The sequence below is a fragment of the Pseudoxanthomonas gei genome (assembly GCF_010119615.1).
In the GTDB taxonomy this organism is placed as follows: domain Bacteria; phylum Pseudomonadota; class Gammaproteobacteria; order Xanthomonadales; family Xanthomonadaceae; genus Pseudoxanthomonas_A; species Pseudoxanthomonas_A gei.
The window spans coordinates 177310-197569 of the sequence record NZ_QOVG01000007.1; the positions used below are offsets into that span (position 1 = coordinate 177310).

Genomic DNA, 20260 nt, shown 5'->3' on the forward strand with positions numbered 1-20260 from the left:
CGCACTTTCAACGCGGAGTCGCCTGCATGAATCGTCTTTCCCTGTGCCTGGGTATCGCCATTGCCATTGCCTTTGCCGCCGCCGCGCCTGCGCAGGCGCAGAACGCGCCGGCGACCGGTTCCGGCGGACCTGTCGTTGCATCGCCGCTGGATGCGGTGATCCAGGGCAGCTGGCGCGAGCCGGCCAATGTCGCCCGCGATGGCTGGCGGCATCCGAAGGAAACGCTGTCTTTCTTCGGTATCGCGCCGAACCAGACGGTGATCGAAATCACCCCGGGCGCCGGCTGGTACGCGGAAATCCTCGCGCCTTACCTGCGCGACAGCGGACACTACATCGCCGCCGTGGTCGACCCGGCCAGCGTGCCCGAAGGCCGCAGCCGCGATTACCAGCAGAAGAACAGGACCACGCTGGAGACCAGGTTTGCCGGCCTGTCCACGCAGTACGGCAAGGCCACTCTGGTGGGCTACGACCCGAAGGCACCGGCGTTTGGTCCAGCCGACTCGGCCGATCTGGTGCTGACGTTCCGCAACGTGCACAACTGGCGCATGTCCGGACAGGCCGAGGGCATGTTCAAGGGCTTCTTCAACGTGCTCAAGCCCGGCGGCGTGCTGGGTGTGGTCGAGCATCGGGCCAAGGCCGATGTGGCCGCCGACGACAAGAGCGGCTACGTGGGCGAGGCGCAGGTGATCGCGCTGGCCGAGGCGGCGGGCTTCAAGCTGCAGGAAAAAAGCGAGATCAACGCCAACCCGCGCGACACCAAGGACCATCCCAACGGCGTCTGGACGCTGCCGCCGGTCAACGACCACGAGGCCAAGGACGAGGCCAAGTACAAGGCCATTGGTGAGAGTGACCGGATGACGTTGCGGTTTATCAAGCCGGCGAAATGAGAGTTTCCTTCTCCCACCGGGAGAAGAGCCTGCCCCCGCGAAGGCGGGGGTGGCCCGCAGGGCCGGATGAGGGCATGGAATATCAGCTTGCAAGTAGCTTTCGTGGGGACTGAACCTCCTCGCCCTCATCCGGCGCTTTGCGCCACCCCCGCCTTCGCGGGGGCAGGCTCTTCTCCCAAAGGGAGAAGGGAATAACGAAATGCTCATCGCCTTCAACAAACCCTTCAACGTGCTCTGCCAGTTCACCGATCGCAGCCAGCCGGCGCGGCGGACGCTGGCGGAATTCGGCTTGCCCAAGGACGTGTACGCGGCCGGGCGCCTGGATTACGACAGCGAAGGGCTGTTGCTGCTGACCGATGACGGGATTCTTGCCAACCGCATCACCGACCCGCGCCACAAGCAGGCCAAGACCTACTGGGTGCAGGTGGAAGGTGCGGTGGACGAAGCGAAGCTGACGGCCTTGCGCCAGGGCGTGCGGTTGAACGACGGCATGACCCTGCCGGCGCAGGCCCGCGCCCTGCCGACCACTCCGGAACTGTGGCCGCGTGATCCACCGGTCCGCTATCGCAAGACCGTGCCCGATGCGTGGATCGAATTGACCATCAGCGAGGGCCGCAACCGCCAGGTGCGGCGGATGACCGCGGCCGTCGGCCTGCCGACGCTGCGACTGGTGCGAATGTCGATCGGAGCGCTGGAACTGGATGGGCTTGCGCCGGGCCAGTGGCGACGGCAGCAATGACAACGCCCCATGGCGCGGGTTTCCGTGCAGGAGCGTTCAAGTCGACACCCTGCACGGAAGCCACCCCATGGGGCGCTGAAAGTTGAAGCGGATCAGGCTTCGGCAGAAGGTGCCGTGGAAGTGGTCTTGCGCGCACGCGGTGCACGCTTGGCCGAGGCGGTGCTCTTGCGGGTCTTGCCGGTGCCGTTGACGCGCTTGGCTTCGATGCGACGCGAACGGCCTTCGATCGGCGCGTTGGCTTCGTCCTGCTTGCGCTTGCGGCGGGCCGCGTAGGCCAGCACGCCAACGCCCAGCGCCGCGGCAATGGCCACCACCGGGTTGCGACGCACCAGCTTGATCGCGACGCGACCGCCGGTCTTCATGGCGCCCATGGCAGCGCCGGTCTGCAACAGCTTGGTGGCACTGGGGCCAACGTGCGACAGGCTGGTGCCGGCCTGGCTGACCAGATCCATGACACGGTCGGTGATGGGGGTGAGCTTGCTCATGCGGGTGGCTCCCTGGAATCGTGTAGAGGGGGGCAGTCTCCCCTTGCGCATGTTCAGGGCGTGTCAGCGCAGGCACTCATTACCCACCGTGCGCTGAATGCGAGCGCCCAGGTAGTGCGTCGTTCTGGCGCGATGCGTCGCCGTCGCAGACCGCTCCGCAGGGAATCCACGGCGCTTGCGATGCAACAACCGCCGCCGCGGCAGGCGATCTCGGGCAGCCACGCTTTCTAGGTACCACGAGGCTTGGCACGATGGGTCGCTGTTGCGGACCACGGATCATCCGGCCACGGATGCCGCGGATAGCGCCCCTTCATTTCCTTTTTCACTTCCGGATAGGTGCGTTCCCAGAAACCGCGCAGGTCCTGGGTGACCTGCAGCGGTTTCCCACCCGGCGACAGCAGGTGCAGGGTCACCGGCACCCGTCCCTCGGCCAGGCGCGGTGTGTCGGCCAGGCCGAACAGCTCCTGCAGTTTCACCGCCAGCACCGGCGGCTGGCCGTGCGCGTATTCGATGCGGCGTTCCATGCCGGAGGGCACGCTGATGCGGGCGGGGGCCAGCTGGTCGATGCGCTGGCGCTGCGACCAATCGATGCGCGACTTCAGTGCGTCGGACAATTCGTCTTCGCCGAGCGCGTCGAGTCGGGTCTTGCCGGCAAAGGCGGGGCGCAGCCAGTCGTCGAGCGCATCGACCAGCGCCTCATCGGAGAGATCGGGGAAGCCTGCTTCCGGCAACCACGCCTGCAGGCAACGCACGCGTTCGCGCCATTGCCGCAGCGACTCGCTCCACGGCAACACCTCCAGGCCGAGGTCGCGCACCGCCTCGGTCAGCGCGGCGGCGGCGTGCTGCGGATCGACGCGCCCGGCCGGTTTGCTCTCCAGCACGATCTGGTCGAAACGGGTTTCGCGCTGCGCCGACAGCGCGCGCTTGCCGGCATCCCAGCGCACCGCATCCTGGCTGGAGAAGCGTTGCGGGAATTGCTGGCGCAGATAGTGCTCGTCGACCGGCGCGGCGCGCAGGACCAGCGCATCCCGGGCCTCGAAACGCAGCTCGGGTATCACGATCCAGGGTTCGCCGAAAATCGCGCTGTCGTCGAACAGTCGCGCCATGCGGCCGTTGGCCAACTGGTAGCGGCGCGGATCCAGCGGATGCTGGCGGGCGATGCGGTCGGGAAAGGCATGCGCCAGCAGATCGCCGAGGCGGTGCGCTTCAGGCTCGCGCGGCGGCGGCACCTCGACGCGCAGTCGGCGGCGCCACTGTCTGGCGGCGGCATCGATGGCCGCCAACCCCGAACGATGGGCATCAGCGGACATGCGGCCCTGGCGGAAGGCGGCCAGTGCACGCCAGCGCGCGGCCAGTGCATCGCCACCACTGCGGAGCGGATCGCGCGCTTCCACCAGGGCGGCCAGGTCGCAGGCCAAGGCGCGCTCCTCCTCCCCGCGCGCGGACAGCAGCATCGCCGAAAGCCGTGGATGCGTGCCCAGGGCCAGCATGCGCTTGCCCAGCGGAGTGATGGCAAGCGTCGTGTCGAGCGCACCCAGTCGTTGCAGCAGGTCACGCGCGGCCGACAGCGCACCGGCCGGTGGCGGATCGACGAAGCGCAGGTCGTCGCTGCCCCAGCCGGCCAGCTCCAGCGCCAAGGCGGCCAGTTCGACCTGGGCGATCTCGGGCCGCCGTTGCGGTTCCAGCCGTTGCGATTGCGGCCACAGCCGCCAGGCCCAGCCTTCGGCGACGCGGCCGGCGCGGCCGGCGCGCTGGTCGGCCGAAGCCTGCGAGATGTTGACCGTTTCCAGCCGCGAGAAACCGCTGTTGGGATCGTAGCGCGGCTCGCGCGCCTGGCCGCTGTCGATGACCACGCGCACCCCGGGCAGGGTGACGCTGGATTCGGCGACGTTGGTGGCCAGCACCACGCGGCGGCGGCCGTGGGGGTCGGGTTGCAGGGCGGCGGATTGCTGTTCGATGGAAAGCTCACCGTGAAGGGGTAATACGACTACGCCGTTCCCTTCTCCCATTGGGAGAAGAGCCTGCCCCGGACTTGATCCGGGGTGGCCCGAAGCGTCGGACGCGCCGAAGGAAGCACCCTTGGGGTGTGAGGGTATGGCGGGGTCAGCGACGTCTGAACCACGATCGCCTCGCCGTACCCTCACCCCAACCCTCAGCCCCTGGAGGGGGCTTCGATTCCCGACGGGAGAGGGGCTTAGTGCCGCTTCGACTCGAGCGATCTCCCGCTGCCCCGGCAGGAACACCAGCACATCCCCCGGATGCTGCTGCAATGCCTCCTCCACCGCGCGCCGCGTCTGCGACTCCAGCGATTCATCGCGCCGCGCGGGAAAGTGCGCGACCGTCACCGGATAGCTGCGTCCTGCGCTGCTCAACCGCGGCGCGTCCAGGAAACGCGCGAGGCGTTCGCCATCCAGGGTCGCCGACATCACCACGACGCGCAGATCCTCGCGCAGCTGCTGCACGTCCAGCGCCAGCGCCAGGCCCAGGTCCCCGGCCAGGTGGCGCTCGTGGAATTCATCGAACAGCAGCGCGCCCACGCCTTCAAGCAGAGGATCGTCCTGGAGCATGCGGGTGAGGATGCCCTCGGTGACCACCTCGATGCGCGTGCGGGCCGAGACCTTGTTCTCGAAGCGGATGCGGTATCCGACGGTCTCGCCGACCGCTTCGCCCAGCTGGCTGGCCATGAAGCCGGCGGCCGCGCGCGCGGCGACCCGTCGCGGTTCCAGCATCAGCAGCTTGTGGCCGGCCAGCCAGGGTTGGTCGAGCAGGGCCAGCGGCACCTGCGTGGTCTTGCCGGCGCCGGGCGGCGCTTCCAGCACCAGCCGCGGATGGGTGGCCAGGCTGCGGCGGATGTCGGCCAGCAGTGCGGTGATGGGGAATTGGGGCGCCGACATGCCTCCATTGTAGGAGCGGGCCTGCCCGCGATGCTTTTCGCAGGACAAGGCGATCGCGGCAAGGCCGGTTCCTGCAACGCTTAAACTGTGCGCATGGATTTGATCGATATCGGCGCCAACCTCACCCACGACAGCTTCGACCACGACCGCGACGCAGTGCTGCAACGCGCGCGCGAAGCGGGCGTGGCGCAGCTGGTGGTCACCGGCGCCAGCCGCGAGCATTCGCCCAAGGCACTGGCATTGGCCCAGGCCCATCCCGGATTCCTGTTCGCCACCGCCGGTGTGCACCCGCACCACGCGCTGGAATACACCGACGAATGCGACGCCGAGATGCGCGGCCTGCTGGCCCACCCCGAAGTGGTGGCGGTGGGCGAATGCGGGTTGGATTACTTCCGCGACTTCTCGCCGCGTCCGGCCCAGCGCCGCGCCTTCGAACGCCAGCTGCAGATCGCGGTGGACCTGGCCGACAGTGGCACGCCCAAGCCGCTGTTCCTGCACCAGCGCGAGGCGCACGACGACCTGGTGGCGATGATGAAGGAGTTCGAGGGGCGCATCGGGCCGGCGGTGGTGCATTGCTTCACCGGCACGCGCAAGGAACTGTTCGAGTGCCTGGACCGCGACTGGCATATCGGCATCACCGGCTGGCTGTGCGACGAGCGCCGCGGCCAGCACCTGCGCGAGCTGGTGCCGCATATCCCGGCCGAACGACTGATGATCGAGACCGACGCGCCCTACCTGCTGCCGCGCACGGTCAAGCCGCAGCCTTCGCACCGGCGCAACGAGCCGATGTACCTGGCCCACATCGTCGAGGAACTGGCGCGCGACCGCGGCGAAAGCGTCGAGGAGTCCGCCCGCACCACCACGGCGACCGCGCGCGGATTTTTCCGGCTGCCGCTCGCGCCCTGAACACCGGCATCCCGTCACGACCTATTTATTGAACCTGTCAGTACAATCCGGGCCTCCCCTGCACCACCCACCGGATCTACATGACCCTGTCACGCGTTGCGCTCGCCCTGGCGGCCGGCCTGTCCCTGATGCTCGCCGCCTGCAGCAAGGAAGAAGAAGCCAAGGGTGCCGAGACGGCCGCTTCCTCACTGGCCGTGACCCTGGTCACCGCCGCCGCCCGCCCCATCGAGCGCAGCGTGATCGCCTCCGGGCCGGTCTCGGCCTATGAGGAAATGCAGCTGGGCGTGGAGATCAGCGGCGCGCGCGTGACCGCGCTGAATGTCGATGTCGGCCAGGCCGTGCGCCGCGGCCAGGTGCTGCTGCAGCTGGACCACCGCACCCTGGACAGCGAACTGGCCCAGGCCGCGGCCTCCCTGCGCGAAGCCGATGCCGCGGTAACCCTGGCCACGGCCAGCTACAACCGCGCCAGCCCGCTGGCCAGGGAACAGTTGATCAGCGCCAGCCAGCTGGACGAACTGCGCGCCAACCGCAGCCAGGCCGAAGCCCGCCGCAGCACCGCGCGCGCGCAGCGCGACGCGGCGCAGTTGCGCCGCGATTTCGCCGAGCTGAGGGCGCCGGCCGACGGCATCATTTCCAAGCGCCTGGTGCAGCCCGGCCAGGTGGTCTCGGCCGGTAGCGAGCTGCTGCGCCTGATCCGCGATGGCCGCCTGGAATGGCGCGCCGAACTGCCCGAAGCCGAACTGGCCCGCATTGCCCCGGGCGCGGTGGTGACCCTGCCGGCGGCCGACGGCGGCCGGGTCGAAGGGGTGATCCGCGCGGTCAGCCCCGGGGTGGACAGCGAGACCCGCACCGGCACCATCTACGCCGACCTGCCGCAACCGGGCACGCTGAAGATCGGCAGCTATGTCGAAGGCCGCATCTTCACCGGCGCCGGCGATGCCTTGATGGTGCCGGTGGCCTCGGTGGTGCAACGCGACGGCATCGGCTACGTGTTCACCGTGGATGCGAACAAGGTCGCCCGGCGCGTGCGCGTGCAGACCGGCACCAGCAGCGAGGGCCATGTCGAGATCGTGCAGGGCCTGAAAGCCGGCGCCCGCATCGTCGAACAGGGCGCAGGCTTCCTGGGCGATGGTGATGTGGTCCGCGTGGTCGGGGCACCGGCCACCGCCAAGAGCGCGCCATGAATTTCTCCGCCTGGGCGATCAACCGGCCGCTGCCGGCCATCATGGTGTTCGTGGTGCTGTGCGTGGCCGGGCTGTGGGGTTTCCACAAGCTGCCGGTGGCGCGCTTCCCCGATGTGGCCCTCCCGATGACCACGGTCACCATCAGCCAGCCGGGCGCCTCGCCCAGCCAGCTGGAGACCGAGGTCACCCGCCGGGTCGAGGATTCGGTGGCCACCATTCCCAACATCAAGCGCGTGGTGTCCTCGGTCAGCGAGGGCGTCAGCATGACCAGCATCGAGTTCGTCCTCGACACCGACTTGGCCACCGCCCTGGACGACACCCGCGATGCGGTCACCCGCATCCGCACCGACCTGCCGCAGGACATCCAGGAACCGGTGGTGTCGAAGGTGGATATCGGCGGCTCGCTGATGACCTATGCGGTGTCGGCACCCGGGCTGTCGGCCGACGAACTGAGCTGGCTGGTCGACCGCCAGATCAGCAAGGCCATGTACGGCGTGCCCGGGGTGGCGGTGGTCAAGCGCGTGGGCGGCGTCGAGCGCCAGGTCCGCGTGGACCTGGACCCGAACGCGCTGCAGGCGCTCGGGGTCACCGCCGGCGATGTGTCCCAGCAACTGGCGCGCATCCAGGTCGAGCGCGCCGGCGGCAAGTCCGAACAGGACGGCAGCCAGCAGGTCATCCGCACCCTGGGCACGGTGGCCAGCGTGGATGCCCTGCGTGACTATTCCATCAGCCTGCCCGATGGCCGCGCCGTGCGCCTGTCGGCCGTGGCCCGGATCAGCGACGGCGCCGCCGATCCGACCCAGGTCGCGTTGCTGGATGGGAAGCCGGTGGTGGCGTTCTCGCTGTCGCGCACGCGCGGCTCCAGCGAGGTGGACGTGGCCGAAGGCGTGGAAGCGGCCCTGGCGACCTTGAAGGCCGAGCATCCCGGCGTGCAGTTCACCCTGGTCACCACGGTGATCGACGAGACCCTGCGTTCCTACGAATCGTCGATGACCATGCTGTGGGAAGGCGCCCTGCTGGCGCTGCTGGTGGTCTGGCTGTTCCTGCGCGACTGGCGCGCCACCTGGGTCTCGGCCGTGGCCCTGCCGCTGTCGATCATCCCGACCTTCGCGGTGATGCACCTGTTCGGCTTCAGCCTCAACATCATCACCCTGCTGGCGCTGAGCGTGGTGGTCGGCATCCTGGTCGACGATGCCATCGTCGAGATCGAAAACATCGTCCGCCACCTGCGCATGGGCAAGCCGCCGCTGGAAGCCGCGCGCGATGCGGCCGCCGAGATCGGCACCGCGGTGATCGCCACCTCGCTGACCCTGGCCGCGGTGTTCGTGCCGGTGGCCTTCATGCCCGGCATCGCCGGCAAGTTCTTCCGCGAGTTCGGCTGGACCGCGGCGACGGCGGTGCTGTTCTCGCTGCTGGTGGCGCGCCTGCTGACCCCGATGATGGCCGCCTACGTACTCAAGGCGCAGCCCGAGACGCACAAGGAAACCAGGCTGATGACCTGGTACCTGGGCTGGGTGGATGCCGCCCTGCGCCATCGCGCCCGCACCCTGTGGATCGCCACCGGCCTGTTCGTGGCCTCGCTGGCGATCGTGCCGCTGATCCCGACCACCTTCATCCCGTTCTCCGACCTGGGCCGCAGCAACCTCAGCCTGGAGCTGCCGCCCGGCACCACCCTGCAGCAGACCACCGCGCTGAGCGAGCAGGCGCGCGCGATGCTCGGCGACATGCCCGAGCTGGAGCAGGTCTACACCACCGTGGGCAGCGTGCTGGACCTGGGCGACCCGGGCAAGGCCGGCGTGGGCGAACCACGCAAGGCCACCCTGATCCTGGACTGGGGCAAGGCCGACGGCCGCGACCGTGACCAGAAAACCCTGGAGCGGGAGGCGCGCGCGAAGCTCGCGGCCCTGCCCGGCGTGCGCGTGAGTTACCTGAGCAGCGAACCGGGCGAACTGATGCAGCTGGTGCTGGCCGGCGACGACCCGCAGCGCCTGCAGGAAGCGGCCACCGCGCTGGATCGCGACCTGCGCACGATCAAGGGCCTGGGCAGCGTGACGTCCAGCGCGTCGCTGCTGCGGCCGGAGATCGTGATCACCCCCGATTCGGCGCGCGCCGCCGACCTGGGCGTAGCCACGGCCGACATTGCCGAGGCCGCGCGCATCGCCACCTCCGGCGACTACGTGCAGCGCCTGGCCAAGTTGAACCTGCCCGAACGGCAGATCCCGATCCGCGTCGGCTTCGCCGAATCCACGCTGTCGCAGCCCGCCCTGATCGGACAGTTGCGGGTGCGCGGCAAGAACGGACCGGTGCCGCTGGCGGCGGTGGCCGACATCCGCGAAGGCAGCGGGCCCTCGCAGATCTCGCGCTACCAGCGCCAGCGCAACATCACCTTCAGCGCCGAGCTCAACGGCCGCCCGCTGGGCGATGTGATGCAGGAAGTGCAGGCGCTGCCGTCGCTGAAGACGCTGCCGGACGGGGTCAGCTTCCTGAATGCCGGCGATGCGGAGGTGTTCGTGGAACTGTTCGTCGGCTTCGCCATCGCCATGGCTGCCGGCCTGGTCTGCATCTACATGGTGCTGCTGTTGCTGTTCAACCATGCGCTGATGCCGCTGACCATCCTCACCGCGGTGCCGCTGTGCGCCGGCGGCGCCTTCGGCGCGCTGCTGCTGACCCAGAACCTGTTGTCGCTGCCGGCACTGATCGGCCTGCTGATGCTGATCGGCATCGCCAGCAAGAACTCCATCCTGCTGGTCGATTACGCGGTGATCGCCGAGGACGAACACGGCCTGAGCCAGCACGACGCGCTGGTCGATGCCTGCCGCAAGCGCGCCCAGCCGGTGATCATGACCACCTTGGCGATGGGCGCGGGCATGCTGCCGATCGCGCTGGGCTGGGCCGGCGATTCCAGCTTCCGCGCGCCGATGGCCATCGCGGTGATCGGCGGGCTGATCACCTCGACCCTGCTCAGCCTGATCGTGATCCCGGCCGCCTTCACCGTGGTCGATGACCTGGGCACCTGGTTCGCCAACCGCTTCGGCAAGAAGCTGCCGGTGACCGCGTAACCCGGCAAGCCCTGCGGCTGGCGCAAGCCTTCAACGCACCGGCGCCTGCACGGCCAGGCCGGTGCTTGCCGGTTGCGATGGCCGCTGCACCACGACCCGGGTGATGCCCTGGCGGTTGCAGGCGCGGCGCACGTCTCCCATTACCCGCGCCCGGGTGGCGTAGACCTGGCTGAAATTGGCCTGGCCGGTCAGTTCGCCGACCTGGCGCTGGCTGGGCATCGCGGGCGCCTGGCAATCGAATACCAGTCCATTGGCGGTGAGGGTGGGCATGCCCGGGCCGGCTGCGGCCGCGGCGGCGGACAGCAGCAGGGTCAAACCCAATGTCGATTGCAGGATATGGCGGTTCATGGCGATTCTCCGTGCTCGCCGGCAATTCCGGCATGGCCAGCGTCGCGCCGCCGCGCCGGCCAAGCTTGAGGCCGGCGCTGGGAGCGTGGCGGGGAATCGCGGGAATGCTTGGGGAATGCTTGGGCCGCCGGCTGGACCGATCTTCGTGTACATAGGAAGTCCGTCCGTCGATACCGGCTGGTGGTGATGCCTTCCTCCGACACGCCTGCGCTGGCCTTCGACGACTTCGTGATCGACTTCGCCGGGCGGCGCCTGTTGCGGGGCGGACAGGCGCTGGCGCTGGAACCCAAGGCCTTCTCGGTGCTGGCGCTGCTTGCCCAGGGGCCGGGACAGGCGTTCACCCGCGACGAGATCCTGGACGCGGTCTGGGGCCACCGCCACGTCACCCCGGGCGTGCTCAACCGGATCATGACCCTGCTGCGGCACGCACTGGGAGAGGAAGCCCAGGCGCCACGTTACCTGCACACCCTGCATGGCGTGGGCTACCGCTTCGACCTGCCGGCGCCGCACCTGCCCGGCGCATCGGCAGAAGCCAGCGTGGAGGAGCGTCGGCATGCCGCCGAACGCAGGACCTCGATGTCCCCGACGGTGCCCGCGACCACATCGCGCCGGGGCTGGTGGCCAAGGGCCGCGCTGGTACTGGTGCTGGTCGTGGCCCTGCTGGGAACCGGCGTCTGGTTCAAGCGCCAGGTGTGGGTGGCAAGGCCGGCACCGCCATCGCCCGCTGGCGCCGTGGCTACGCCGACCCTGATCGTGATGCCGCTGAAGCCGATCGGTGGCCGCGCCGACGGGGACATCGCCGCCGGCCTCAGCGACGAACTGATCAGCGCGCTGGCCCGCATCCAGGGACTGCGGGTGATCGCGCGCGAATCCACCAGCCTGGCCACCGTGCAACCGGCCGAGGTCGCCACCCTGGTATCGCGGCTGGGCATCAGCCACACCCTGGAAGGCAGCCTGCGCCAGTCCGGCGAACAGCTGCGCATCCACCTGCGGCTGAACGATGCGCGCAATGGACGCACCCTGTGGACGCAGGACTACGACCGCAACGCCAACGACGTGCTCGCCCTGCAGCGCGAAGTCGCCCAGGCGGTGGCCACCGCGCTGACCCTGAAGCTGGGCCTGGCCAAGGTGCCGGCGCAGAAAGGCGGCGATGCCGGTTTCCTGCGCCGTTACTTCGCCGCCCAGGCGCTGCTGAGGACGCCGGCCAGCGCTGCCGGCGAGGCGGTCGAACGCGCCGAGACCGAATTCCGCCAGCTGGTGCAACTGCGGCCCTATGACGCCCGCGCCCACGCCGGCCTGGCGGTGGCGCTGGACATGCGCGCGTTCTCGCGGCCGCCGCTGGCCGCTGGCCTGCGTGCCGAGGCGGCGCAGGAGGCGGCACTGGCCCAGCGCCTGGATCCGTCGCTGGCCGATCCCTACCGCGTGCAGGCCAGTGCCGCCTGCCGCGGCAACCGCTGGGAAGACTGCGTGCGGTTGTTCGAGCAGGCAGGCGCGGCGGCGCCCAGTGATTCGCAACCCTATTTCCAGTACGCGATGGCGCTGGCGGCACTGGGCTACCTGGATCGCGCCGAGGCGCTGATGCGCCACAACATCGAACGCGATCCGCTCAATCCATCCTGGCGTTTCGGCCATGGACGCCTGCTGGACACGCTGGGTCGCCACGAGCAGGCGCGGGCGCAGCTGGAGTTGGGCCGCCCGTTCGCGCCCTACGCGCGCTGGTTCAATGCGGTGTGGCGCAAGGATTACGCCCAGGCCGCGGCCATCGCCGACAAGCTGGGCGACAGTGTCGATTCGCCCGCTTACGAACGCCTGTACAAGCCTTCCTATGTGGCCGCCACCGGCGCGCTGCGCGATCCCTCCCTGTGGCCGCAGGTCGAAACCGAACTGCGCGCCAGCGAACGCGAAACCGGGTTGATGAACTTCCTGCGCGTGCTCGCCCCCGAGGCCCCCGCCCACGCCCCGGCACTGATCGCCGGCCTGGACCAGGTGCGCGAGCGCTCCTATTCCAGCTGGGACCTGCTGCTGTGGACCCGCGACCTGGCGTACCTGCGCAAGGATCCCGCCTTCCAGGACTATCTGCGCGACAACGGCCTGCTGGCGTACTGGAAGCGGCATGGCTTCCCGAAACAATGCCGCCCCCACGCTGACGGCGCCGCCTGCGACTGAAAGTTCAGTCCGCCTTCTGCATTACGTAGGCTTGCAGGTGACACCACGCTGCCGCCAGCAGCGGCGTGGTCAAGCCGGCCGCCTGCGCGCGATGCAGCAGGTCGCCGACGATATGCGCCGCTTCCACCCGCTGCCCGGCTTCCAGGTCCCGCAGCATCGAGGCCTTCACCGGTGAGCCGACCTGGGTGAGCGTGGCCAGTGCCGTGGCCTGGGCCTGTGCGGAAACAGGGTGGCCCGCCGCTGCGGCCACGCCGAGGCATTCGCCGTACAGCGCCCGCATGAATTGACTGCCGCCTTCGGCGGCGATGATGTCGCCGATACTGGCGCGCATCAGGCAGGTGCCGGCGGCCAGCGCGGCGAGGAAGCTGTACTTGATCCACAGCTGCTGGTTGATGTCGGGCGCGGCGAGGTGGTCCAGGCCGGCTTGTTCGCACAATTTTGCGAATGCCTGCACGCGCGCGCTGTCCGCCTTGCCCTCGCGTTCGCCAAAGGTGATCGAGGCCGGCTTGCCCAGGTGCAGGACTTCGCCATTGGGACCCTTCATCGCGCTGATGAAGCACAGGCCGCCGAGCACGCGTTGCGCACCGAAGCGCGCGTCCAGCGCGGCGTAGTGCAGCAGGCCATTGAGGATGGGCATGACCGTGGTGTGCGCGCCCACGGCCGGCGCGATGGCCGCGAGCGAACTGTCCAGGTCGTAGGCCTTGCAGCTGAGCAGCACCAGGTCGAAGGGGGTTTGTTCCGCCAGCGCCGCAAGCCCTTCGGCCAGCACATGCGCGACCGGGAAATCGGCATCGCCCAGCGGGCTGCGGATCTGCAGTCCATGCTGTCGCAACTGCGCGGCGCGCGCAGGGCGCACCAGGAAAGTGACGTCAGCACCGGACTGCGCCAGCCTGCCTCCGAAGTAGCCGCCGGTGCCGCCGGCGCCCAGTACCAATATCCGCATCAGGCCCACCGATTGATTGCTCTGGAGCCGAGCTTGCCCGGCCGCGTTTGCAATGATCTTGCAGAAGCCCAGGCAAGCCCGGCTCCCCCATCACGCACTCAGCTGCGCAGGCCGACGCCGCGCTTCAACAGCCACAGCGCCAGCGCGCCCAGCCCGACCACGAAGCCCAGCATCAGCGTGTAGGCGATCCACACCGGCACGTCGCTGCTGCCCAGCAGGCCGTAGCGGAAGGCATTGACCATGTAGAAGATCGGATTGGCATGGGTCATGGCCTCGGCCCACGGCGGCAACAGCTTGACCGAATAGAACACGCCGCCCAGGTAGGTCAGCGGGGTCAGGATGAAGGTCGGCACGATGGCCACGTCGTCGAACTTCTTGGCGTACACCGCATTGATGAAGCCGGCCAGCGAGAAGATCGTGGCGCCCAGCAGTACCGTGGTGAAGGTGATGAAGGGATGCGGGATGCGCACCTTGGTGAAGCACATGGCGATCACCAGCACGATGGCGCCGACCATCAGCCCGCGCAGCACCGCGCCGGCCACGTAGCCGCCCAGGATCACCCAGTTGGGCATCGGGCTGACCAGCAGCTCCTCGATATGGCGGCCGAACTTGGCGCCGAAGAAACTGGAGGAGATGTTGCCGTAGCTGTTCTGGATCACGCTCATCATCACCAGGCCCGGGACGATGAACTCCATGTAGCTGTAGCCACCCATGTCGCCGATGCGCGAGCCGATCAGGCCGCCGAAAATCAGGAAGTACAGGGTCATGGTGATCGCGGGCGGCACCAGGGTCTGCCCCCAGATGCGCAGGATGCGCATGATCTCGCGGCGCACGATGGTGCCCAGGGCGACGAAGTTCTTCTGCAGTGAGGTGGTGGCGACGGCTTGGTTCATTTTGATCTCAATGTTTTTTGCTTGCGTTTGCTTCTGCCCCCTCCCTTGCGCAGCAGGGGAGGGTTGGGGAGGGGTGAGCTCTTGATCTTGCTCGTCGTTCTTATCAAAGCAAGATCAATAGCAAGAACACCCCTCCCTGGCCCTCCCCTGCCCCCCGAAGGAAGTCCCCTTGGGGACTTCGCAAGGGAGGGGATAAAAACCCTATGCCGCCTGTTCCCGTTTCGCCGCCGCTTCATCGCCGGTAAGCCGCACGAACAGTTCCTCCAGGCGGTTGCTCTTGGTCCGCATCGAGCGCACGCGGATGCCGGCCTCGCCCAGCGCGGAGAACACGCGGTTGAGGTCCATGGCCCGCGGCATGTCCAGCTCCAGGGTGTGATCGTCGCTGGCGACCAGGGTGGTCCCCTCGATCGCCGGCAGTTGCGCCGGCAGGCTGCCGTCGATGTCGAAGATGAAACCTTCCACGTCGAGCTTGGCCAGCAGCGCGCGCATCGGCCCCTGCTCGACGATCGTGCCGCGATCGATGATGGCCACGTTGCGGCACAGGCTTTCGGCCTCTTCCAGGTAATGGGTGGTGAGGATGATGGTGGTGCCGGCCGCATTGATGTCCTTCAGCGTCTTCCACATGCCGCGACGGATCTCGATGTCCACGCCAGCGGTGGGCTCGTCCAGGATCAGCAGGCGCGGGCGGGTCATCATCGCGCGGGCGATCATCAGCCGGCGCTTCATGCCGCCGGACAGCGTCCGCGACATGCTGTCGGCCTTTTCCCACAGCTGCGCGCGTTTCAGTTCCTCTTCGGCCCGCTGCAGCGCCTCGGCGCGCGGAATCCCGTAGAAGCCGGCGTAATTGACCAGGATGTCGCGCGGCTTCTCGAACATGTTGAAGTTCAGCTCCTGCGGCACCAGCCCGAGCAGGCGCATGGCCGCCTCGCGGTCCTTCGACAGGTTGACGCCGAACACTTCCACCTCACCCGCCGACTTGTTGACCAGCGAGCTGACAATGCCGATCAGGGTCGATTTACCGGCGCCATTGGGGCCGAGCAGGGCGAAGAAATCACCCGGTGCGACCTGCAGCGATACGCCCTTGAGGGCCTGTACGCCGGTCTCGTAGGTCTTGCGCAGTTCGGTGATCGACAGTGCGGGCACGGCCGCAGGAACGACAGTCTGGGAAGGAAGCATGAAGAGCCTTGCGGCGCCAACGGGGCGCCCGGAGTATGCAAGCGCTTATTATAGGCGTCCCGTCGGGCCGGCCCCGGCACCAGACTGTTCCGGTCCCGACCCTTGGCCATCGTCCATTTTCCGCTGAAGTTGATAGAACGCCGCATGCTGGCGCCCTCGGTCGGTCATTACGTGTTCGCACGCGACGACGGCCAGCCGCTGGATTTCATCCCCGGCCAGTTCATCCAAGTGCACTTCACCTACGCCGACGGCACCGCGACCAAGCGCAGCTATTCACTGGCCACCATCCATGACCACGCGCTGGGTGCCGGCGAAGGCGTCGAGATCGCGGTCAGCTACGTGCCCGGTGGCGCGGCCACCGCGCTGTTCGAGGGCCTGGAAATCGGCGGCCACCTTGATGCCAGCGGCCCCTACGGCCGCTTCTGCCTGATGCCGGGCGATGCCAACAAGCGCTATCTCTTCATCGGCACCGGCACCGGCGTTACCCCGTACCGCGCCATGTTGCCGCAGGTGGAAAAACTGATCGCCGAACGCGGCATCGAAGTGGTGCTGCTGTTCGGAGCGCGCACGCCCGAGGAACTGCTGTATGGCGAGGACTTCCGTGCCTTCGCCGAGCAGCATCCGCAATTCCGCTTCGTCCCCTGCTTTTCGCGCGAGCTGCCGGAGAACCCGCATGCCGACGTGCGCCAGGGTTACGTGCAGCAGTTCCTGTCCGAGTTCTCGCCCCGTGCCGACACCGACATCGCCTACCTGTGCGGCAATCCCAACATGGTCGACGCCTGCTTCGAGCAGTTGAAGGCCGATGGGCTGCCGATTCCGCAGATCCGCCGCGAGAAGTACGTTTCCTCGAAGTGATGTCTTCTTCGCGGGCGGCATCGACGCCGGCTGCGGAGGTGGTGCGAAGCAAACGACGTGGCGCGGAGCTGCGGGTCGTCGTGCACGAACCTGCATCAGGTCGAAGGCAGCAAGCCAGCGAGGCGCCTGTTGCGTCCCGGCGATAGCCGGTTGCCGGTGCGGCCTGCGGTGGTGGATGAAAACGCGCCCCTGCCTTAGGTCACATCCGTTGGCCGCTTCCGTCGTGACAACATACCGGTCCGCAAGACCGCCCCAACGGAGACGCCATGCGTCGGATTCTGATTGCCGCCGCCCTGCTCGCCATTGCCTGCGCCCCCGAAGCGCAGGCACGCAAGCTGGGTTCCCTTGATTTCAAGGCGTGTTCGCTGAGCACGCCGTTTTCCGGTGACGCCCTGCCCGCGCAGTGCACGGTGCTGCAGGTGCCGGAGAATCCGGCCGCCCCGCAGGGGCGCAAGATCGGCTTGAAGATCGCCTGGATTCCCGCCGATCGCGATGACGCGGCCGAACCGGACCCGGTATTCATGCTGGCCGGTGGCCCCGGCCAGTCGGCCACCGAAAGCTACCCGCAGGCCGCCAACGCCTTCGATGAGACGCGCAAGAAGCGCCACCTGATCCTGGTCGACCAGCGCGGCACCGGCGGTTCCAATCCGCTGTCGTGCACCGAGCCGTTCGACGAGAACGCACTGCCCACGCCGCAGGCCGCCAGCGACTATACGAAGCGTTGCCTGGCCTCGCTTGCAAAGCGGGCCGACCCGCGCTTCTACAGCACGAGCGAGGCGATCCAGGACCTGGAACTGGTGCGCAAGGCGATCGGCGCCCCACAGGTGAACCTGGTCGGCATTTCCTATGGCACGCGGGTGGCCCAGCAGTACGCGGCCAGATACCCGGCCAGCACCCGCACCATCGTGCTGGACAGCGTGGCGCCCAACTCGCTGGTGCTGGGCAACGAGTTCGCCCGCAATCTGGAAGACGCGCTGGCCCTGCAGTTCGCGCTGTGCGCCAAGACCCCGGCCTGCGTGCAGCGCTACGGCAACCCGCGCGAAAAGCTGCGCGTGCTGATGGCCAGGCTGGCCACCGATCCGCCGCTGGTCACCTACCGCGACGGCATCACCGGCGAAGGCCGCCAGGAACGGCTGACCCCGCAACTGGTTGCCGGACTGGTGCGCATGTATGCCTACATGCCGCTGGCCTCCTCGCTGCTGCCGCTGCAGTTGAACGAAGCGGCCAATGGCCGTTACGACGCCTTGATGTCACTGTCCAAGATGCTGGGCGAGCAACTGTCCGACAGCATCAACATCGGCATGCAGCTGTCGGTGATCTGCACCGAGGACGGCGGCGAACTGAAGGCCAACCCGGCCGACGAAGACACCCTGCTGGGCAACGATTTTTCCCGGTACCTGGTCGCCCAGTGCGCGACCTGGCCCAAGGGCGTGCGCCCGGCCGGCTTCCGTGCGCCATTGAAAACGAAGGTACCGGCCTTGCTGCTGTCCGGTGAGTTCGACCCGGTCACGCCATCGCGTTACGGCGATGCGGTGGCCAGGAACCTGCCCAACGCGCGCCACCTGGTCCTGCGCGGACAGGGCCACAACGTGATCGGCATCGGCTGCATGCCGCGCCTGATGGCCCGCTTCATCGATACCGCCGAGGCCAAGCCGCTCGATGCCACCTGCCTGGCCAAGCTGGCCTACACCCCGCCGTTCACCGGCTTCTACGGATGGGAACCATGATCCTCGTTGACGACCTGCATAAATCCTTCACTGCCAAGAAGGTCACGGTGAAAGCCGTGGACGGGGTGAGCTTCGAGGCCCGCGATGGCGAGATCACCGGCTTGCTCGGCCCCAACGGCGCCGGCAAGACCACCACCTTGCGCATGCTTTACACCTTGATGAAGCCGGAAAGCGGCAAGGTCCTGGTCGATGGCATCGACGTGGCCACCGACCCGGAACGCGTGCGCCGCGTGCTGGGCGTGCTGCCCGACGCACGCGGCGTGTACAAGCGCCTGACCGCGCGCGAGAACATCGCCTATTTCGGCGAACTGCACGGCCTGGATGCGGCGACCATCGCCGAGCGCACCGAACGCCTGTCGCGCGCGCTGAACATGCAGGATTTCCTCGACCGCCGCACTGAAGGTTTCTCGCAGGGCCAGCGCACCAAGACCGCGATCGCCCGCGCCCTGGTCCATGACCCGCGCAACGTGATCCTGGACGAGCCCACCAACGGCCTGGACGTGATGACCACGCGCGGGCTGCGTGAATTCCTCAAGCAGTTGCGTGGCGAAGGACGTTGCGTGGTGTTCTCCAGCCACATCATGCAGGAGGTCGCCGCCCTGTGTGACCGCATCGTCATCATCGCGCGCGGCCAGGTGGTGGCCTCCGGCAGCGCCGACGAGCTGCGTGCATTGACCGGCCAAGACAACCTGGAAGACGCGTTCGTGAAAGCCATCGGCTCGGAAGAAGGACTGCACGCATGAAGACCCTCCGCGCCGTGATGACGGTGATGCGCAAGGAACTGCGCGACATCTTCCGCGACCGCCGTACCCTGGTGCTGGCGCTGGGCCTGAGTCCGTTGCTGACCCCGATCCTGATCATCGGCCTGGGCACGCTGGGCGAAAGCCGCGCGCGCAGCCAGATCGAGAAGCCGCTGGAACTTCCGGTGGTCGGCCGCGAGCACGCACCCAACCTGATCGCCTGGCTGGAAGGACAGAACGTGGTGATCAAGGCGCCACCGAAGGATATCGAGGCGGCCATCGCCAACCAGGACGAGGACGTGATCCTGCGCATCGGCCCGGAGTTCGCCCAGCAGTGGCGCAAGAGCCTGCCCGCGCCGCTGGAAATCATCCAGGACAGCACCCGCCAGGACGCACAGATCCCGGTGCAGCGATTGCAGGGATTGCTGTCGGGCTATGGCGGGCAGACCGGCTCGCTGCGGCTGCTCGCGCGCGGGGTCAGTCCCGGCACGGCCACCGCCATCCAGATTCGGCGCACCGACCTGGCCACGCCAGAGGCCCAGCGCGGCCGCATGCTGTCCTTCATCCTGCCCTACTTCCTGATCATCGCCGCCTTCCTGGGCGGAGCCTCGCTGATCCTGGATGCCACCGCCGGCGAACGCGAACGCCAGTCGCTGGAACCGTTGCTGGCCACGCCCGCAGCACGCGGTGCCATCGTCAGCGGCAAGATCGCCGCGGCCTGCATGCTGGCGCTGATCTCGCTGCTGCTGACCCTGCTGGCCTTCAAGCTCGGCGCGCTGCTTTCACCGACAGTGGGACGACAGATGGAGGTGAGTTTCCCGGCCATCGCCAGACTGGTGCTGATCCTGCTGCCGATGGTCTTCATCGGCACCACCTTGCTGACCTACCTGGCGGCCTCGGCCAAGAGCATGAAGGAGGCGCAGAGCCACATGACCTGGCTGATGCTGCTGCCGATGCTACCGACCATCGTGCTGCTGGTGAACCCGGTGAAGACGCAGATGTGGCAGTTCGCGGTGCCCTTCCTTTCGCAGAACCAGCTGATCCTGAAGGTGGTGCGCGGCGAGGTGATCACCGCGGCGCAATGGGCGCTCTACCTGGCCGCGGGCTTCGGGCTGGCGGGCCTGCTTTGGTTCGCGGCCACCCGGCGTTACCAGCAGGAACAACTGGCGATCTCGGGCTGACGGCGGCATTGCAGCCGGCATTGCGGCATGCGACCAGCCGCAAATGCCGGATGCCGGACGAAGAAACATCAAAGAAA

General features: G+C 68.0%; 14 protein-coding genes and 3 pseudogenes. 10 read left to right on the plus strand and 7 right to left on the minus strand.

What is annotated here, in order from left to right; all coding sequences use genetic code 11:
* The first annotated feature begins 26 nt into the window (after positions 1 to 26).
* Together DT603_RS11750 and DT603_RS11755 are read left to right on the plus strand one after the other, a co-directional pair.
* The gene (locus DT603_RS11750) at positions 27 to 887 is read left to right on the plus strand and encodes a class I SAM-dependent methyltransferase (protein ID WP_425500961.1); all 861 of its coding nucleotides are present in this window, start codon (positions 27 to 29) and stop codon (positions 885 to 887) included.
* A gap of 199 nt (positions 888 to 1086) precedes the next feature.
* Positions 1087 to 1626 (plus strand): pseudouridine synthase, encoded by a 540-nt coding sequence (locus DT603_RS11755; protein ID WP_162350080.1) that lies wholly within the window; start codon positions 1087 to 1089, stop codon positions 1624 to 1626.
* A gap of 92 nt (positions 1627 to 1718) precedes the next feature.
* Here DT603_RS11755 and DT603_RS11760 read toward each other — a convergent pair whose 3' ends face one another.
* The 3 genes and pseudogenes from DT603_RS11760 to DT603_RS16255 form a co-directional block, all read right to left on the minus strand.
* Positions 1719 to 2111: a hypothetical protein gene (locus DT603_RS11760; protein ID WP_162350081.1), complete on the minus strand. Its 393-nt coding sequence runs from the start codon at positions 2109 to 2111 to the stop codon at positions 1719 to 1721.
* A gap of 227 nt (positions 2112 to 2338) precedes the next feature.
* A pseudogene (gene hrpB, locus DT603_RS11765) lies at positions 2339 to 4102 on the minus strand (ATP-dependent helicase HrpB); the annotation flags it as partial.
* Positions 4103 to 4207: 105 nt separating this feature from the next.
* Positions 4208 to 5005 (minus strand): annotated as a pseudogene (locus DT603_RS16255) (DEAD/DEAH box helicase); the annotation flags it as partial.
* 93 nt (positions 5006 to 5098) lie between these two features.
* On the opposite strand from DT603_RS16255, the gene DT603_RS11775 reads away from it, so the two are divergent.
* From DT603_RS11775 to DT603_RS11785, 3 genes are all read left to right on the plus strand, one after another.
* Entirely contained in the window at positions 5099 to 5911 is an 813-nt protein-coding gene (locus DT603_RS11775; RefSeq protein WP_162350082.1) for a TatD family hydrolase, read from the plus strand.
* Between the two features lie 80 nt (positions 5912 to 5991).
* The gene (locus tag DT603_RS11780; protein WP_162350083.1) at positions 5992 to 7095 is read left to right on the plus strand and encodes an efflux RND transporter periplasmic adaptor subunit; all 1104 of its coding nucleotides are present in this window, start codon (positions 5992 to 5994) and stop codon (positions 7093 to 7095) included.
* Positions 7092 to 10154, plus strand: coding sequence for an efflux RND transporter permease subunit (locus DT603_RS11785; protein ID WP_162350084.1), 3063 nt, complete (start codon positions 7092 to 7094; stop codon positions 10152 to 10154). The genes DT603_RS11780 and DT603_RS11785 overlap by 4 nt, the downstream gene beginning before the upstream one ends.
* 30 nt (positions 10155 to 10184) lie before the next feature.
* On the opposite strand, the gene DT603_RS11790 is transcribed toward DT603_RS11785, so the two are convergent.
* Entirely contained in the window at positions 10185 to 10502 is a 318-nt protein-coding gene (locus DT603_RS11790) for a hypothetical protein (RefSeq protein ID WP_162350085.1), read from the minus strand.
* Positions 10503 to 10688: 186 nt separating this feature from the next.
* On the opposite strand from DT603_RS11790, the gene DT603_RS11795 reads away from it, so the two are divergent.
* Positions 10689 to 12668, plus strand: a complete 1980-nt coding sequence (locus DT603_RS11795) for a winged helix-turn-helix domain-containing protein (protein ID WP_162350086.1) — start codon at positions 10689 to 10691, stop codon at positions 12666 to 12668.
* Between the two features lie 4 nt (positions 12669 to 12672).
* Here DT603_RS11795 and panE read toward each other — a convergent pair whose 3' ends face one another.
* The 3 genes from panE to DT603_RS11810 form a co-directional block, all read right to left on the minus strand.
* The gene (gene panE / locus DT603_RS11800; protein ID WP_162350087.1) at positions 12673 to 13611 is read right to left on the minus strand and encodes a 2-dehydropantoate 2-reductase; all 939 of its coding nucleotides are present in this window, start codon (positions 13609 to 13611) and stop codon (positions 12673 to 12675) included.
* Positions 13612 to 13709: 98 nt separating this feature from the next.
* Positions 13710 to 14504 (minus strand): ABC transporter permease, encoded by a 795-nt coding sequence (locus tag DT603_RS11805; RefSeq protein WP_162350088.1) that lies wholly within the window; start codon positions 14502 to 14504, stop codon positions 13710 to 13712.
* 201 nt (positions 14505 to 14705) lie between these two features.
* The gene (locus DT603_RS11810) at positions 14706 to 15680 is read right to left on the minus strand and encodes an ABC transporter ATP-binding protein (RefSeq protein WP_162350089.1); all 975 of its coding nucleotides are present in this window, start codon (positions 15678 to 15680) and stop codon (positions 14706 to 14708) included.
* Between the two features lie 35 nt (positions 15681 to 15715).
* On the opposite strand from DT603_RS11810, the pseudogene DT603_RS11815 reads away from it, so the two are divergent.
* The 4 genes and pseudogenes from DT603_RS11815 to DT603_RS11830 all read left to right on the plus strand — a co-directional run bounded on the left by DT603_RS11815 (position 15716) and on the right by DT603_RS11830 (position 20183).
* Positions 15716 to 16535, plus strand: a pseudogene (locus DT603_RS11815) (FAD-binding oxidoreductase).
* Positions 16536 to 16801: 266 nt separating this feature from the next.
* A complete protein-coding gene (locus DT603_RS11820; RefSeq protein ID WP_162350090.1) occupies positions 16802 to 18262 on the plus strand; it encodes an alpha/beta hydrolase in 1461 nt (486 codons plus the stop codon).
* Positions 18259 to 19005 (plus strand): ABC transporter ATP-binding protein, encoded by a 747-nt coding sequence (locus tag DT603_RS11825; protein WP_162350091.1) that lies wholly within the window; start codon positions 18259 to 18261, stop codon positions 19003 to 19005. Before DT603_RS11820 ends, DT603_RS11825 begins: the two co-directional genes overlap by 4 nt.
* Positions 19002 to 20183, plus strand: a complete 1182-nt coding sequence (locus DT603_RS11830) for an ABC transporter permease (RefSeq protein WP_162350092.1) — start codon at positions 19002 to 19004, stop codon at positions 20181 to 20183. Before DT603_RS11825 ends, DT603_RS11830 begins: the two co-directional genes overlap by 4 nt.
* The last annotated feature ends 77 nt before the right edge of the window (positions 20184 to 20260 follow it).